This window comes from Thiocystis minor, from assembly GCF_016653465.1.
Lineage (GTDB): Bacteria > Pseudomonadota > Gammaproteobacteria > Chromatiales > Chromatiaceae > Chromatium > Chromatium minus.
In genome coordinates this window covers 28,063-44,692 of the sequence record NZ_NHSQ01000085.1, presented here as the reverse complement: position 1 = coordinate 44,692, position 16,630 = coordinate 28,063, and the positions used below count along the sequence as shown (strand labels likewise).

11 protein-coding genes are annotated in these 16,630 nt (G+C 62.0%); 1 reads left to right on the top strand and 10 read right to left on the bottom strand.

Annotation, left to right across the window (positions count from 1 at the left end; all coding sequences use genetic code 11):
* Nucleotides 1-48: 48 nt before the first annotated feature.
* From CCR95_RS12435 to CCR95_RS12405, 7 genes are all read right to left on the bottom strand, one after another.
* Entirely contained in the window at nucleotides 49-951 is a 903-nt protein-coding gene (locus CCR95_RS12435; protein WP_242523218.1) for a prepilin peptidase, read from the bottom strand.
* Between the two features lie 5 nt (nucleotides 952-956).
* A complete protein-coding gene (locus tag CCR95_RS12430; protein ID WP_201094749.1) occupies nucleotides 957-2,213 on the bottom strand; it encodes a type II secretion system F family protein in 1,257 nt (418 codons plus the stop codon).
* A gap of 20 nt (nucleotides 2,214-2,233) precedes the next feature.
* Nucleotides 2,234-3,949, bottom strand: coding sequence for a type IV-A pilus assembly ATPase PilB (gene pilB / locus CCR95_RS12425; RefSeq protein WP_201094746.1), 1,716 nt, complete (start codon nucleotides 3,947-3,949; stop codon nucleotides 2,234-2,236).
* 16 nt (nucleotides 3,950-3,965) lie between these two features.
* Nucleotides 3,966-4,799: an NYN domain-containing protein gene (locus tag CCR95_RS12420; protein ID WP_201094739.1), complete on the bottom strand. Its 834-nt coding sequence runs from the start codon at nucleotides 4,797-4,799 to the stop codon at nucleotides 3,966-3,968.
* 262 nt (nucleotides 4,800-5,061) lie between these two features.
* Entirely contained in the window at nucleotides 5,062-7,008 is a 1,947-nt protein-coding gene (gene acs / locus CCR95_RS12415; RefSeq protein ID WP_201094737.1) for an acetate--CoA ligase, read from the bottom strand.
* 264 nt (nucleotides 7,009-7,272) lie between these two features.
* Nucleotides 7,273-7,950 (bottom strand): exonuclease domain-containing protein, encoded by a 678-nt coding sequence (locus tag CCR95_RS12410; RefSeq protein WP_201094735.1) that lies wholly within the window; start codon nucleotides 7,948-7,950, stop codon nucleotides 7,273-7,275.
* Between the two features lie 21 nt (nucleotides 7,951-7,971).
* Nucleotides 7,972-9,837, bottom strand: a complete 1,866-nt coding sequence (locus CCR95_RS12405) for a DUF294 nucleotidyltransferase-like domain-containing protein (RefSeq protein WP_201094733.1) — start codon at nucleotides 9,835-9,837, stop codon at nucleotides 7,972-7,974.
* 233 nt (nucleotides 9,838-10,070) lie between these two features.
* Here CCR95_RS12405 and CCR95_RS12400 point away from each other — a divergent pair, with 233 nt between their 5' ends.
* A complete protein-coding gene (locus CCR95_RS12400) occupies nucleotides 10,071-11,651 on the top strand; it encodes a glycosyltransferase family 39 protein (protein WP_201094731.1) in 1,581 nt (526 codons plus the stop codon).
* Nucleotides 11,652-11,846: 195 nt separating this feature from the next.
* Here the strand turns inward: CCR95_RS12400 and CCR95_RS12395 are convergent, their stop codons facing one another.
* The 3 genes from CCR95_RS12395 to CCR95_RS12385 form a co-directional block, all read right to left on the bottom strand.
* Nucleotides 11,847-13,109 carry a bifunctional alpha/beta hydrolase/OsmC family protein gene (locus tag CCR95_RS12395; RefSeq protein ID WP_201094729.1) on the bottom strand — a complete coding sequence of 421 codons (1,263 nt, stop codon included), beginning with the start codon at nucleotides 13,107-13,109 and terminating at the stop codon, nucleotides 11,847-11,849.
* Nucleotides 13,110-13,230: 121 nt separating this feature from the next.
* Nucleotides 13,231-15,264 (bottom strand): hybrid sensor histidine kinase/response regulator, encoded by a 2,034-nt coding sequence (locus tag CCR95_RS12390; RefSeq protein WP_201094727.1) that lies wholly within the window; start codon nucleotides 15,262-15,264, stop codon nucleotides 13,231-13,233.
* A gap of 24 nt (nucleotides 15,265-15,288) precedes the next feature.
* Nucleotides 15,289-16,254: a substrate-binding domain-containing protein gene (locus tag CCR95_RS12385; RefSeq protein ID WP_242523217.1), complete on the bottom strand. Its 966-nt coding sequence runs from the start codon at nucleotides 16,252-16,254 to the stop codon at nucleotides 15,289-15,291.
* Between the last annotated feature and the right edge of the window lie 376 nt (nucleotides 16,255-16,630).

Genomic DNA, 16,630 nt, shown 5'->3' with positions numbered 1-16,630 from the left:
CGGCGCGGGGGCGTATGAACCAATCATCGTGTGAACGGACACGGTTCGCTATCCAAGTCCGCTGATCTGCAGATACGCCTGATTGATTGCGTCACCCCAGATCAGGCTGATCCAACCCGCCGCCGCCAGAAAGGGACCAAAGGGCATGGGGTTATCCCTCTGATGGCGTCCGACGGCGATCAGGATCAGACCGAAGAGTGCGCCGGTCAGGGCGGAGAGCAGGATGACCTGGGGCAGGAACTGCCAGCCGAGCCAGGCGCCAAAGAGCGCCAGCAGCTTGAAGTCGCCGTAACCCATGCCTTCCTTGCCGGTGGCGAGCCGGAAGAGTTGAAAGACGGTCCAGAGGCTCAAATAACCGGCCACCGCGCCCACGATGGCCGCCTGACTGTCGGCGAAGAGTCCGAACAGGCTCAGGATCAGGCCCAGCCAGACCAGAGGTAGGACGATGCTGTCGGGCAGGAGCTGGGTGTCGTAGTCGATGAGCGCCAAGGCGACCAGCGCCCAGGTCAACAGCAGGGCCGGCGGCGTTTGCCAGGTCAGACCGAACTGCATCACGACCGCCAGCGTCAGCAGAGCGGTGAATCCCTCGATGATGGGATAGCGCGGACTGATGCCGACGCTGCAGGCCGAGCATCGCCCGCGCAGGAGCAGATAGCTCAGGATCGGGATATTCTCGTGGGCGCGGATGCGATGGCCGCAGGCCGGGCAGGTGGAGGGCGGTGAGGACAGTGACAGCCGGGGAGCGGACGGTTCCGGCGCTGTCGCGTCGGCAGCGGCGCGATCTCCGGCGAGTTCGGCGCAGTCGCGCGCCCATTCCGCTTCCATCATCCTGGGCAGACGCAGGATCACGACGTTCAGGAAACTGCCGACAATCAGGCCGAACAGGATGGCCACGACGGCGAGCAGCGCCGGGTTCTGTTCGAGCACTTCGATCCAGGCGAATTCCGGCATGACGATCAAACCACCGACGCGAGTTTGAAGATCGGCAGATACATGGCGACCACCAGACTGCCGACCAGACCACCGATGATAACCATAATCATGGGTTCGAGCAGGCTGCTCAGGCTGTCCACCGCGTTATCCACCTGTTCCTCGTAGAAATCGGCCACCTTGCCCAGCATGGCGTCGAGCGAGCCCGATTCCTCGCCGATGGCCGTCATCTGGATCACCATGTGGGGGAAGAGGTCGCGCTGGCGCATGGCCAATTGCAGCGATTGACCGGTGGCGACCTCCTCGCGCATCTTCAGCACGGCGTCCTGATAGACGATGTTGCCGGTTGCGCCCGAGACCGACTGGAGCGCCTCCACCAGCGGCACGCCAGCGGCGAACATGGTGGAGAGCGTGCGCGCGAAGCGGGCGATGGCGGCCTTGTTCAGGATGGTGCCGATGATCGGGATCTTCAGGACGATGCGATCGATCGCCTCGCGCATCCCCCGCGAGCGCTTGTAGGCATAGCCGAAGCTATAGATGACGCCGCCGATGCCCATGAAGAAGGCCCACCACCATTCCTTGAGGAGATCGGAGAGTCCGATGACCATGAGGGTGAAGGCCGGCAGATCGGCGCCGAAACTGGTAAAAAGCTCTTTGAACTGCGGGATGACGAACAGCAGGATGACCACGGTTACGATCACGGCCACCGCGATAACCGCCACCGGATAGAACATGGCCTTTTTGATCTTGCCCTTGATGGACTCGGTCTTTTCCTTATAGACCGCGATCTTGTCGAGTAGATTATCGAGGATACCGGCCTGTTCGCCGGCGGCGACCAGGTTGCAGACCAGATCGTCGAAGTAGAGCGGGTGCTTGCCCAAGGACAGCGCCATCGATGTCCCGCTCTCGATGTCCGCCTTGATGGATAAAAGCAAATCCTGCATCGAAGGATTTTCGTGACCGCGTGCCACGATATCGAACGCCTGGACCAGTGGGACACCCGCGCCCATCATGGTGGCCAACTGGCGGGTGAAGATCGAAAGATCCGCGCTGGTGATCTTTTTCTTGCCGCCGCCGAACAGCGGCTTAGGCTTCATCTTGACCTTGGTCGCGTTTACGCCCTGGCGGCGCAGATCGGCCCGCACCAGGTTGATATTGGCCGCGCGGGTCTCGCCCTTGACCTTTGCTCCGCGCCGATCCATGCCCTCCCAGGCAAAGACGCGGGCTTTTTCGGCCTCGACCTTGGGTTTCGGCTTGACCTTGCTTGCGACTGCCAGTGCCATCGTGCTAACTCCGCAGTAAATTAATCCTTGGTGACCCGATTGAGCTCTTCCAGGCCGATGAGTCCGGCCTTGACCTTGCGCAGACCGGACTGGCGCAGATCCGAGACCCCCTCGCGCTGTGCCTGATCGGCCAGTTGCATGGCGTCGCCGCCTTGCAGGATCAGGCGGGTGATGGCGTCCGTTACCTTCATGACCTGAAAGATCCCGACCCGCCCTTTGTAACCTTTATTGCATTGCTCGCAGCCGACCGGTCCGTAAATGGTCAGGCCGGCGTCGATTTCTTCATTGGAGAACCCCTCTTCGCGCAGCGCCTCGCGCGGTAGATCGAGTTTCTTCCGGCAATGGACGCAGAGCCGCCGGGCGAGCCGCTGGGCCATGATTAACAGGACCGAGGAGGCGATGTTGAAGGGCGGGACCCCCATGTTGGCAAGGCGGGTCAGGGTTTGCGGCGCGTCGTTGGTATGCAGGGTGGAGAGCACCAGATGTCCGGTCTGGGCGGCCTTCACGGCAATCTCGGCGGTTTCCAGGTCGCGGATCTCGCCGACCATGAGGATGTCCGGATCCTGGCGCAGAAAGGCGCGCAGGACGGACGCGAAGGTGAGCCCGGTCTTGGGGTTCAGGTTGACCTGATTGATACCGGCCACCTGGATTTCGACCGGATCCTCGACGGTGGAGATGTTGATTTCGGGCTGATTCAAGAGATTGAGCGCCGTATAGAGCGAGACCGTCTTGCCGGACCCGGTGGGGCCGGTCACCAGGATCATGCCATAGGGTTTCTTGATCGCGTTGAGAAATGACTCACGTTGTTCGGGTTCGAAGCCGAGCGCCTCGATACCGACCTGTGCCGAGGACGAATCCAGGATCCGCAGCACGACCTTTTCGCCATAGAGGGTCGGCAGCGTATTGACACGGAAATCGATGTCGCGCGAGCGGCTCAACTTCAGCCGGATGCGGCCATCCTGGGGCACGCGCCGCTCGGCGATGTTCATGCGCGACATGACCTTGAGGCGAGCGGTCAGCCGTCCGGCGGTATTGAGCGGAGGGCTGGCAACCTCGCGCAGCATGCCATCCTGGCGGAAGCGGATCCGGAAAAACTTCTCGAAGGGCTCGAAATGGATATCGGAGGCGCCGGCCGTGATGGCGTCCACGAGGATCTTGTTGATATAGCGCACGATGGGCGCGTCATCGATGTTGGCTTCGGATTCGTCGCGCTGTTCGTCATCCTCTGGCGCGATGTCGAGCTTTTCCAGATCCCCATCGACAAATTCGCTGATGGTCGTGGTGTCTTGCGCGTCGATCGCGGTCTCGATCGCTGCGTTCAGCCGGTCTTCTTCCACCAAGATGGCGTCGGTGGAGAGGCCGGTATTGAAGCGAATCTCCTCCAGCGCCTGGTCGTTGGTGGGATCGGACAGCGCGAGGAACAGACGGTTGCCCCGGCGCAGCAGCGGCAGGGCGCGATGCTTGCGGATCAAGCGTTCGTCGACCAGATTCAGGGGCAGATTGCTGAGATCAAAGGCGCTGAGATCCAGCAGCGGGACACCGAACTCATGCGAGGCGGCCACCGCGATGCGCCGACTGTCGAGCAGTTTCTGTTCGATGAGATGACGCACGAAGGCACGTCCCTGCCGGGACGAATCCTCATAGGCGGCCCTCATCTGTTGCTCGGTGAGCAAGTGATCCTTAACCAATCGCCATGCCAGTCCCGAGGGTTTGATCGTGGCTTGATCCATTGACATGGTGTGTCATTCCTGATTATCGATTCACCGTAAACGCGAGCCTAACGTTATTCGCGACCAGTCCATTATCTTTCTGGTCGCTCTCGTTGACATAGAATTCGAGCACAGTTTCCCGGTTCGCCAGCAGATCCTCATTGACATCCTCGGCAAGCTCGTTGGCATGGCAGAAGACGCTGGCGTAAGGAGAGTCCGGTTCGCGCGGGTCAGTGATCCATAGATTTGGCGAAATGACCGTCATGATGCGCAGAAATCCATAGCCCTTGTCGGCGAACCATTTGGTGCAGACCCCACGCACGCAGGATCCCGGCTTGCCCCATTCGTTGCGGGGTTCGTAGGAGACTGGGAGCAGGTCGGGGATCAGGAAACCGGAGTAAAAGGCGTCCACCTGCTGCTGGAGCTGGCGCGAGACATTCTTGAAGCCCATCAACTCGACCCGGCAGCCGGTATTCTGGAGCGCCTCCACGACCTGCAGAAAGTCGCCGTCGCCTGTCACCAGCAGCACCTGATCGAGTTTTTGCGCCTGCAGCATGGCATCCACGGCCATATCCAGATCGGCGTTCGCCTTGGTGGTGACATTGCCGGCTTCATCGGTATAGCGACGCACCAGCTTGACGGTGATCTTCCAGCCGAAGTCGCGGACCATCTGCTGGTAGGTCTGAGCCTTTTTGCGATATTCGATGTCCTCGCGCGCCCGTTCGGCGTCGAAGGCCATGTAGGTGTTCAGTCGCTGCAGAATGCCGCCCTCGCGGGCCGCGAAGCGGCGCAGCACGTCATAGCGCATCTGATAGCCGCCATTGTAACGGACGTTTTCGGCATCGACGAAGACCCCAACTCTAAAATGAGAACTCAAACTGAACCTCGGTTATTTAAATAAAAAGGAAGACCCTTTGCGCTCGTTTTACGAATGCCGGGGTGGTCGCGACATCCTGTGCGGCATCCATGCTTTCCGATTCTGGCATAAAGACAGAAAATGACGATAAATCGATATGAATGGTGGAGTCGTGCACCTGCGCTGATGGTTCTTCAAGTTTTGCATTCGTTGATGATTACACTCAAGACAGCGATGCGCTCTCCAAGGTTTTGGGGAGTGCATCGCTGACGCATGGACGGTCTTACTGGTTGGCGCGATTCTCGATCAGATCGGTGACCACGGTCGGATCCGCCAGGGTCGAGGTATCGCCGAGCGAATCGATCTCATTGGCGGCGATCTTGCGCAGAATTCGGCGCATGATCTTGCCCGAGCGGGTCTTGGGCAGGCTGGGGGACCATTGGATGATGTCGACGATGGCGATCGGACCGATCTCGCCGCGCACCATGGCCACTAGCTCTTTCTTCAGGTCGTCGGTCGGCTCGACACCGGCCATCGGGGTCACATAGGCATAGATGCCCTGACCCTTGAGGTCGTGCGGATAACCGACCACCGCCGCCTCGGCGACATGCGGATGCAGCACCAGCGCCGATTCGATCTCGGCGGTGCCGAGACGATGGCCCGAGACGTTCAGCACGTCGTCGATGCGTCCGGTGATCCAGTAATAGCCGTCCGCGTCGCGCCGCGCGCCGTCACCCGTGAAATAATAGCCCGGATACTGCCGGAAATAGGTGTCGGCAAAGCGCGCGTGATCGCCATAGAGCGTGCGCATCATCGCCGGCCAGGGACGCGACAGGACCAGCGCGCCTTCGCCAGCGCCCTCGATCAGGGTGCCTTCCGCCGGGTCGACCAGTGCCGGGACCACGCCAAAGAAGGGGCGCGTGGCCGAACCGGGCTTGAGCGGCGTCGCGCCGGGCAGCGGGGTGATGAGATGGCCGCCGGTCTCGGTCTGCCACCAGGTGTCGACGATCGGGCAGCGCTCGTCGCCGACGATGCGGTAATACCACTCCCAGGCCTCAGGGTTGATCGGTTCGCCGACCGAACCGAGCACGCGCAGCGACTGACGCGAGGTCTTCTTGACCGGCTCTTCGCCGGCGCGCATCAGCGAGCGGATGGCAGTGGGCGCGGTGTAGAAGATGGCGACATTGTGCTTGTCGATGACCTCCCAGAAGCGCGACATGTCCGGGTAGTTCGGGATGCCCTCGAACATCAGCGAGGTGGCGCCATTCGCCAGGGGTCCGTAGACGATATAGGTGTGGCCGGTGACCCAACCGACATCGGCGGTGCACCAGTAGACCTCGCCTTCTTGATAGTCGAAGGTGTATTTATGGGTCATGGCGGCATAGACCAGATAGCCGCCGGTGGTATGCAGCACGCCCTTGGGCTTGCCGGTGGAGCCGGAGGTATAGAGGATGAACAGCGGGTCTTCCGCGTCCATCTCCTCGGGCGCGCACTCGGCGGAGGCGGCGGCGATGGCCTCGTGGTACCAGATGTCGCGGCCTTCGGTCCATTCGACCGAGCCGCCGGTGCGCCGGACCACGACCACGGTCTCGACGTTCGGGCATTCCAGCATCGCCGTATCGGCGTTTTTCTTCAGCGGGATATGACGCCCGCCGCGCACGCTCTCGTCGGAGGTGATGACCAGCTTGCACTCGGAGTCGAGCACGCGGTCGCGCAGCGAGTCGGGCGAGAAGCCGCCGAAGACGATGGAATGCACCGCGCCGATGCGGGTACAGGCCAGCATGGCGACCGCCGCCTCGGGGATCATCGGCATGTAGATGCAGACGCGGTCACCCTTCTGGACGCCGCGCGACTTGAAGACATTGGCAAGTTTGCAGACTTCCGCGTGCAGTTCGCGGTAGGTCAGTTTGCGATCCTCGTTCGGGTTATCGCTCTCCCAGATGATCGCGACCTGATCGCCACGGGTGGCCAGATGACGATCCAGACAGTTATAGGAGACGTTAAGCTTGCCGCCCTGGAACCACTTGATGTGCAGATCGTCGGCCTTGAAGCTGTAATCCATCACCGAATCCCACGGCTTGGACCAGGTCAGGAATTGCTCGGCCTGCTCGGCCCAGAAGCCCGCCGGATCGTCGATCGAGCGTTGGTACATGAGGGCGTACTGCTCGGCGTTGACGTGGGCTTTCGCGGCGATTTCCGCGGGCACTGCATAGACCTTTTCTTCCGACATAGGTGTCGTCTCCTCGGTTCTGGGTTGCGTGTTAATCGGGGTCAGTGGATACCATGCCAGGCATCCTCGAAGCCGATGACCGGCGAGTACCGTTGCGCTTAACTCTTGCTGACGAAGCTTGCTCTTTGCATAAGAGCTGCCATCCTGGCCTGCCCTGTCAGGTCTGGAAACCCTGACGACGCAGGACGCTTGCCCACAAGCAGGCGCCGCTGTACTCGCGTTGGCCGACAATACTAAACCGTCGCACTATCAGTATCTAGGAGTTCAACACAGGAAATCGGCGAGAGGCAGGCCCCGGCCATCGTCCCGATAGGCCGCTTGGGCCAGAAAGAGTTCGGCAGCGGCGAGCGCGTCACTGAGCGCATTGTGGGCACCGTACCGGGGAAGATTGTAGCGATTGCCGAGCGCATGCAGACGGAGATCGGAGACCTTGAAGGGGATCTGCCGCCGCTCGAAGGTGCGCAGGGCCAGCGCCTGGGTGTCGACGATCCGCATCGGCAGACCTTGTCCCCAAAAGTGTTTGCAGGCATTGGAGATGAAGCTCTGCTCGATGCTGGCATGATGGGCGATCATGATCCTGCCCGCCAGCGCCGGCAGCAGTTCCGCGATCGCGTCGACGAGTTCGCAGCCCTCGGCCGACTGGTCGTCGGTGATCTGATGGATGACCGCGCTCGCCTCCGGAATGGAACGGTCGATGCGCACCACCTGGTGCCGGGCGGTGGACAGGTCGATCCGGACCCCGCGCAAGACCACATAGCCGACGCTCAGGATCAGGTCGCGGCGACTGTCGAGTCCGGTCGTCTCAAGATCAATGGCCAGATATTCCAGTTCGCGATAATCCGTTCGCGGATGCGCGAAGGGCTGTTGCAGATAGTCGCGCAAGGGGCCTGGCGGCGCGCGGCGCAGGCGCCAGCGGCGCTGCCAGTCGAGCAATGAAAGCATGTCGGATTCCCGCGGCGGCGTTCAGGCGAAGCGGCCGGCCTGATGACGCTGCCCCAGCGATTCCTGCATGGTGTTGATCAACAGAAACGCCTCCTTGAGGTGCCCCCGTTCCAGCGGCGACAGATCGTCCGGCGACACGAAATTGTCGGCCTTCTGCCCGTTGCGCAGTTGACGCGCCTGATGGCGCATGCGCAGGGTACCGATGAATTCGAGCGCATCGATCAGGTTCGCCGACCCATCCTTGCTCAGCGCGCCGCACTCGGCGGCGGCCTGCAGGCGCTCGATGGTATTGATCTCGGGAATGCCGGCGGACAGCGCATAGACCCGCGCCAGGTCGATGATGGGGACCGTGCCGCGGTGCTTGATGTCGAAGGTATGGTTATGGTCGCCGCCATGGATCAGTACGATATTGCGAAAAAAGCCCAGCGGCGGACGGTTTTTCACCGCGTTCGCGGTGAGGTAGGCGATAAAGATCCGGTTTGACCTGGTTTTTTCCAGCATGCGCTCCTGCAATTCGGCATAGAGATTTTCCGGATCGTGCAGCGGGCGCAGATCGAAAAAGACGCTGGAGAGCATCAGGGCCATGGGCTCCGGCTTGACGATCCAATTCGCGAAATATTTGTGCCAGATGCGCAGCGGCTGACGCCATTTGGGATTGGACGCCATCACGTCGCCGGGGCAATAGATGAAACCGCAGGCGTCGAGACCATCGTTGACGAACTTGGCGAGCGCCGCGAACCAGGGGTCGTCCTCGGGCCGCGCATGGTCCGCGATCAGCAGCGCGTTATCCTGATCCGAATGGGACGATTGCTCGCGCCGCGCCTGAGAGCCGCCCACCAGCCAGGCATAAGGCACGGGCGGCGCGCCGAGCTCGGCCTCCGCCAGCTCGATCAGACGCAGCGTGATGGCGTCCGTAATCGCGCTCACCGCCTGCCCGACATGGTTGGCGGTCGCCCCCCCGGTGATCAGGTGAACTTGTAATTCCGAGATCTTGTCGCCGATCCGTGCCAGCACCTCGACCGATTTGGCGCGGTGGATGTCCGCGACCAGATAGACCGAATTGCTGCTCTGGAAGCGCGTCAGATCGGTGGAGGAGAGCAGCCCCGCGACGCGTCCCTCGTCGAGCACCGGCAGATGGTGTACGTTCAGTCGGGTCATGGCGATGAGCGCCTGGAAGCCCAGGGTATCCATGTCCACGGTCTGCAACTTCTCGGTCATGATTTCGCGCACCGGCCGATCCGTCGGCAGACCGGCGGCGATACAGCGCCCGCGCAGATCGCGGTCGGTGATCATGCCGGCCAGACGCTCCCCGTCCATGACGATCAGCGAGGAGACCTGATGCTCGGACATGATCCGGGCCGCCTCGCGGATGCTGGTATCGGGCGCGGTGACGATCGGGGCGCGATTGACCATATCCCGCACCCGCACGGTCATCAGTCCGGTGCCGGTGGCAGGCGCATCGACCATGACATCCAGCGCCTTGCGCAGACGGTTCGAGACCGATTGCTCGAAGTGCTCGGCAAAGGCGGGATGATCGTGGCATAGTTGCGCCAGATCCGCGCAGGGTAGCGCATAGACCAGCGTGTCCTCGGCGGTACTCCCTTGGTCGTCGGAACCTTGGGATGGCTGACGGCACTGCATTTCGCACAGATCGCCCTCGGCCAGCTTGCCAACCAGTTCGTTTTGCGGATCGCGCAGTTCCACCGCACCCTTGCGCAGAATGTAGAGATAAGGCTGGTCGGCGTCTTCGGGAGGGAACGGCGAGCCGCGACGGAAATAGCGCACCGACAGACGTTTGGGCAGGCGTGCGAGTGTCTCCTCCGGGAGCTGATCAAAAGGTGGATGGTTGGCCAGGAACTCCTGGATCTCGATCAGTTCGATGTCCATCGCGGCACCTTGATTGCTGTGGTTGGTCTGGATCTTAACGCGGTTCGTGCCCGAGCGGGCGGCCTATTTGTGGAACGTGATTCGGCCCGTCGACTGGATCGGCCAGCGCTGGCGCCGGCTGCGTTGGTGCGCGCACTCTAAAATCGCGCCCGTCGTCAACGGCGCTTTTTTGCATGTCGCCGCCTTTTCGAATCGTCAGCGGTCTGTGCCGAGACGCGCTTTAACGAGGCATCATGTATCGCACCATGACGGACCCATCGCGTACTCGGATGTGGCGACTCCCGCTGATCCTGATCGCCATCCTGATCGTCTGGCGAATCGCGATTGCCGCCCTGCTGCCGGTCACGCAGGACGAAGCCTATTACTTCGACTGGGCGCGCAGCCTGGCCTGGGGCTATTTCGATCATCCGCCGGGTGTCGCGTTCCTTGGACTCGGAACGCTGCTCGCACCGGGCTCGGCGTTCATGGCCCGACTTGGCGGTTTGATCGCCGGGACGCTGACCCTGCTGGTGCTCGCCCGTTTCTATCGCAACTGCGGGCTGACGGACAACCGGGATCTGACGCTCGCGCTGATCCTGGCATTCGCGACCCTGCCCGGACTGGCCGGCGGCGTGCTGACCACGCCGGATACCGCGCTGGCGCTGGGTTGGGCGCTGGCCTTGCACGAGGGCGAGCGCGCGCTGGCCGGAGAGCGCCGACGCTGGCTGACGGCCGGCGTGGCGGTCGGGCTTGGGCTGCTCGGTAAATACACCATGGTCCTAATCGGCCCGATCCTGCTCTGGGCGATCCTGCGCGCGGACTGGCGGGCGCTGCGCACGCCCTGGCCCTATCTGGGCGCATTGATGGCGCTCTTGGTGTTCGCGCCGAATATCCTCTGGAACGCGAACCATGACTGGCTGACGATGCGTTTCCAGTTCGGGCATGGTTTCTCGACTGAGATGGGGCCGCTCGCCTCGGCGCCCGCTGGCGCCATCGATCATGCCGGCCCCGAGTCTCCCGGCGAGCGACTCGGGAGCCTGTTCGGCTATCTTGCGACGCAACTGGCGTTCTGGGGGCTGCTTGGCCTACCGCTGCTGCTGGCGCCCTGGCTGACGCGCTGGGGCAAGTCCGCCCGGCGAGATGGCGATCCTCAATCCACTCCCTCGGAACGACTGGCTCAATCTCCAGCGTTCCAGCCGCATGCGCGCGTGCTGCTGAGCGCGGCGACCGTCTTCCCGCTGGGCTTTTTTGCCCTGGTCGCGACCATGAGCGACGTGGAGGCCAATTGGCCGATCATGTATCTGCTCACGGCCGCGCCGCTGGCGGCGGTCTGGTTGCGACGGGTGCGACGCTGGGTGTTGGCGGCGGCGGCGGTCAATCTACTGCTGGTCAGTCTCTATGCCGTGCATGCCGCGACCGGCGCGCTCCCGCTACCCGACAGTCAGAATCGCATCTTGCGCGAGACCCATGGCTTCGCGGAACTGGCGCGGATCGGCACTGAACTGGACGCTCCCGTTTATGCGGATCGCTATCAGACCGCGGCCATGCTGCGTTTCCATCAACCGGATCTGGACACCAGTCAATGGCCCGGTCTGACCCGTCCATCCGAGTATCTGCGGGGCCGGATTGCCCCGCGCGTGGATCCCGAGACGGTGGCTGGTCCCTTCTGGCTGGTGACCCGCTTCGGCGCGCCGCCGGCCATCGCGGGCTTTCGCGTCGAGGCCCAGCGGACACTGTTCGACTGTCCGGCCGCGCCCTTGCGCGAAACCCCGGTCCCACCCTGTCGGCATCCGCTGCATCGCTGGCATCTGTATCGTTACACACCTGTTCGCTGAGAGTGCGCGCGCATCTTTGATGCGTTTCACTCCCAACCGCGTCAGTACCGATGCTGGCGCGCGAGGTCGCAGCGACGGCACCGGCAAGGCTTGTCCCCGCCGGACGCGGTTTAGGAACGATTCATGAACAAGTTAAACAAATCCATGAGCGAATACCTGTGGAATCGTTGTCGTTAGTCGTTGTTTAAATTATTTTTATTCGTTACTTGGAGGGGATTCGTCCTCCTCATACTGGGTCTGAATCAAAGGGCTTGAGTCCAGCGTGCGGTGCACCGGGCAACGATCGGCGATCTCCAGCAGCCGCGCGCGTTCCGCCGCGCTGAGATCGCCGTGGATGTTCAGCCGCTGAATGATGCGTTCGCCCCTGCCTGCCGTTTGTCCTCTCTCCGCGCCCTCCAGGACCACGTCCCGCTCATGCGTCAATCGCACCTCCACGTCGTCGAGACTCAGGCCCTTGCGGTTGGCGTACATCCTCAGAGTCATTGAGGTACAGGCCCCCAGGGCCATCAGCAGCAGTTTATAGGGCGAGGGACCCAAATCGGAGCCGCCGAACGACTTGGGTTCGTCGGCCAGGCATTGATGGCGGTCGGTATAGAGTCCGCGCAGAAAACGGGTGTCGATTTCGGTGACCAGCACCTCGCCGGGGGCGACCCTGGGCGCGGTTCCGGTGCTGGGCTCGAAGCCGTGACGCCCGAGCCCCAGATAACGGCTGGCCCAGGCGACCAGGGTTTCGGCGACATATTCGGCATCCTCGCGGTTGCCGAGCATGTGATCGGCCTTGTCGAGCGAGATGAAGCTCTTGGGATGACGGGCGGCCCGATAGATCTTGGCCGCCTCGTCAATGGAGACGATCTCGTCGAGCGGCGAGTGAAAGACCAGGAGCGCTCGGTTCAGGTGGCGGATATGATCGGCGGAGCCGTATTGCGCCAGATCGTCGAGCAGTTGTTTGCGGATCCGAAAGCGGCGCAGGCCGATCTGGACCTCGGCCTCACCGGTGGCTTCCAATTGCCCGCGCGCGCCACTGAACAGGTGCTGTACATGGTCCGGCGTCGCCGGGGCGCCGATCGTCACCACCGCCTCCACCGACGGCAGTTGGTGCGCGGCGGCCAGCACCGCCGCTCCGCCCAGGCTGTGGCCGATCAGCAGCGCGGGCGCCTGGAAATCGGTCTCCAGTTTGCGCGCGGCGGCAAGCAGATCCTGGACGTTGGACGAAAAGTTGGTGTTGGCGAAGTCGCCATCGCTGTTGCCGAGCCCGGTGAAGTCGAACCGCAGCACGGCAATCCCGCGCGCGGCCAGCGCGCGACTGATGCGGCTGGCGGCAGCGACATCCTTGCTACAGGTAAAGCAGTGCGCGAACAGGGCGTAGCGGGCGGTCGGCACCCGATCGGGCGGCGTTTCCAGGAGACCCGCCAGGGTCTGACCGGCGGTATTCGGGAATTCGAGTTTGATCCGTGACATTCCAATCTCTCCAGCGTGGTGCTTCTCTCGTGTGGCGGTCGAGCGCGCGTTTCCCTGGAGGTCGGGGTTTGCGGCGGGCGAATCCAGTTGGCCGATGATGCCAGCGATGGCGGGCGATCGCTCAGGAAGCGGGAGCGGCGGCGGTCGTCGCGGCGAACAGCCGACGCACTTCGGTGTTCAGGGTGGCCAGCCTGACCGGCTTGGAGAGGTAGCCGTCCATGCCGGCGGCGAAGCAGCGGTCGCGGTCTTCCTGCATGGCGTTGGCGGTCATGGCGATGATCGGCAGGCGGGCAGCGCCCCGAGCGGCCTCATGCGCGCGGATATGGGTGGTGGCGGTGATGCCGTCCATTTCCGGCATCTCCATGTCCATCAGCACCAGGGCATAGTCGGCGCTGGCCAGTTGTCGGAGCGCTTCAGCCCCATTGTTGGCGAAGTCATGGCTCAGGCCCAATCGGTTCAGCATCGCGCCGGCCAATTGTTGATTGACGCGGTTGTCGTCGACCAGCAGCACCCGCCCGGCCACGAGGCTGGCGAGCGTCTCCTGAGGGCTGGATGGCGCGACCTCGGCCGCGTGCTCCGGAGTCGACTCGGCTTCCCGCAACGGGAGCCAGAACCGGAAAACGCTTCCCACATTGGGCGCGCTCTCGACCTCGATCTCGCCGCCCATCGCCTCGATCAATTCCTTCGAGATCATCAGGCCGAGACCGGTGCCGCCAAATTTGCGCGTGATCGAGTCATCGGCCTGGCTGAAGGGTTGAAACAGGCGGGCGACCCCTGCCGCGTCCATGCCGATGCCGCTGTCGCGGACACTGAAGAGGATGCGCCGATCCTCGCGCGCGATGCACAGTTTGATGTCGCCATGCGCGGTGAATTTGATCGCATTCACCAAGAGGTTGATGAGGATCTGCCGCAGCCGGGTCGGGTCGCCGACGACGAAACGGGGCAGCTTGGAATCGATGTTGGCTGCAAACTCCAGACCCTTGGCGGTGGCGCGATCGCCGACGATGGTTCTGACCGCCTCGATAGCGGCGTGAAGATCGAAGGCGATCCGTTCCAGCGTCATACTTCCGGCCTCGATCTTGGCGTGATCGAGCACCGCGTTGATCAGCTCCATCAGGTGTTTGCCCGAGTTGCCGATGAGGTTGACGTAATTCTGATGCGAGGGCGCGAGCGGTTCGGCCTCCAGCAATTCAGCGAAACCGATGATGGCGTTCAGAGGCGTGCGCAGTTCGTGGCTCATGCGCGACACGAACTCGGATTTGGCGCGGCTTGCGCGTTCCGCCGCGTCCTTGGCGACCCGCATTTCCTGGGCGCTGTTGGCAAGCTGTCGGTTGGCCTGGCCGATGCGCTTGAGGAAGAGCCAGCCAGCCAGACTGCCGAGCAGGATCACGAGCACCACCAGCGAGAATTCGACCGCTTTAAGACGATCGCTTTGCAGGTGTAGGGCGGTTTCCAAATCCCGCAGTTGCTCGCTGCTCTCGAAGAACAGACGGTTGGCGTTTTCGGCGATGCGCTCGAAATAGGGCGGAATGTGCTTGATGAAGATATCGATATCGACGTGCAGATCGAAAAAGCCTTGCAGATCTTCCCGCTCCTGGAACTCCCAGCTTCTGACAAGAATCTCTTCCAATTCCTGGGTTTTTTCGCCCAGCGTGTCCAGGAGCGGGGCGATCTCGATCAGTTCCATGACATGGCGCTTATTGTCCTGATCGGGGCGATAGGCAACCTCGCTTACCATTTCGTCGCGCCCTTCGAGATTCAGCAGTACCTGACGTTTGACGATCCCTCCCTGCTTCAGGACGTTCAGGTCGTGCCGCAGCTTTGCCAACCGGTGTTCGATGGACAGATTCACCCGCCGAAGCCCGGCGAGATTGGGGGTGGACGCCATCCGGTAAATGTCTTTTTCGATGCCGTGGACACCACGAACGATTTCCTCGCCGATGAAGAGTCGCGCCCGCTCATTGGTGCTGCGCGCATTCAACTCCGCCTGCAGGTCGGAAAAGATCACCCGTAACCCCAGCAGCAGGGCCAGACAGAGGATGAAGACGCCGAACAACCAGCGGATGGAAGTGACGGCGACATCCTGAACGACCGGACGCGCCGTCTGGTCGGTGTCGGTTGCCAGGCCGGCGGGAACGCGGCGGGGATGATCCATCGCCAGTGTGTCGGAGGGACCGGGTTAGTGGTCGATCGCGGTTTGGTTGTCGAGGAATCCGTGCTTGCGGAAGATCGCCTGACCCTCATCCCCGGCAGCAAAGTTCATGAAGCCGTTCGCCCGTTCGGGATACTTCGCGCTCTTCAACTGGATCAGTAGCAGTGCCTGAGGCTTGGCGATGTGCGGATCGAGGTCGATGACCTCAAGGAAGGCGGCGTTGTCCGGGAAGAACCCCGTGGCGCGCCAGGTCAGGGTGACATCGGCTTCCTGTTTTTTCATGGCGTTCATCAGGCTGCGTGAGTCGGGGGCGAGGAAAGCGGCCGATTTCAGAACCTGTTGATAGATGCCCAGCGCATCCAGAATCGACTTTGACTCCTGGCCGACGCTGCCCGATTCGGCATTGCCGACGATGGCGGTCAGATCCTTGCGCAGGAGTTCTCGCGGATCGGGTTTGACCTGTTTCGGATTGCCCTTTTGCACCATCAAGGCCATCTGGTTATAGCCGACGTTGACAAAATCGCCCAGTAGTCCCTCCGGCTGGTGTTTGTCGCGATAGCTGGGTTCGCCGGGTAGATACCATTCGCCAACGCCGCTTTTCTTCGCGGATTGATAGAGGTCTTCCGAGCCGCCCTGCGCGATGGTGATCTTGACGTTATCGCGCTGCTCGAAGCGCTGGGCAATTTCGGTCATGGGCCGCACCATGGTGATGCCGCAGTAGAGCAGAAGTTCTGGCCGGTCGCCTTGCGCGAAGGCGCTCCCAGCGCTCAGGACGACGAGTGTCAGAAGGGCGATCCGGCGCGAAAATGAAACGATCATTGTGTATCTTCTGTTCGGTTCGAAATGCCGCGTTTTCGAGCGGACACGACATCCGATGAGCACTGGAGAGCATGGGCGAGGTGTCTTGCACAGGATGGATCGCGATGGTAGTCGCGATACCGGCGATGGGCAAGGCGGGCTTCCGCACTGCTCGTACGAAGGGCGCAGCGTCAACAGCAATTCTCAGTTTGGCCACGTTACCCAGCGTTAGGCGTCGGGGGCGGCTCGGGCTCGAAGCTCTTGAGCCTCAAACCCATCAACGCGTCCCCGTTTTCGAAGGACAGATAGCATGATTTATAACATATCATGTGCCGCTTGAAATCCTGGAAAGCCGGCAATTTTTGGCGGGTAGTGCTCCGAACCTGGATATCGTTTCTATTCATCATTCGTCATTCTGTTGAAGTACTTATAAATCGGCAACATGTCGACCTCCCCAGGGCCGGCTGCAAGCCGGCGCCCCAGGGGACGGTGGCTTCGAATCGTTTTCTCTCCGGAACTATCATCGGGTCATGCTTGCCCATAGATTGCCTGTCTGACCCGATAACCGATT

Excerpts from the sequence above, each read along its gene's own strand:
- acs (WP_201094737.1), bottom strand. The coding sequence starts at position 7,008 with ATGTCGGAAGAAAAGGTCTATGCAGTGCCCGCGGAAATCGCCGCGAAA.
- CCR95_RS12400 (WP_201094731.1), top strand. The coding sequence starts at position 10,071 with ATGTATCGCACCATGACGGACCCATCGCGTACTCGGATGTGGCGACTC.
- CCR95_RS12435 (WP_242523218.1), bottom strand. The coding sequence starts at position 951 with ATGCCGGAATTCGCCTGGATCGAAGTGCTCGAACAGAACCCGGCGCTG.
- CCR95_RS12410 (WP_201094735.1), bottom strand. The coding sequence starts at position 7,950 with ATGCTTTCATTGCTCGACTGGCAGCGCCGCTGGCGCCTGCGCCGCGCG.
- CCR95_RS12405 (WP_201094733.1), bottom strand. The coding sequence starts at position 9,837 with ATGGACATCGAACTGATCGAGATCCAGGAGTTCCTGGCCAACCATCCA.
- pilB (WP_201094746.1), bottom strand. The coding sequence starts at position 3,949 with ATGTCAATGGATCAAGCCACGATCAAACCCTCGGGACTGGCATGGCGA.
- CCR95_RS12395 (WP_201094729.1), bottom strand. The coding sequence starts at position 13,109 with ATGTCACGGATCAAACTCGAATTCCCGAATACCGCCGGTCAGACCCTG.
- CCR95_RS12390 (WP_201094727.1), bottom strand. The coding sequence starts at position 15,264 with ATGGATCATCCCCGCCGCGTTCCCGCCGGCCTGGCAACCGACACCGAC.
- CCR95_RS12430 (WP_201094749.1), bottom strand. The coding sequence starts at position 2,213 with ATGGCACTGGCAGTCGCAAGCAAGGTCAAGCCGAAACCCAAGGTCGAG.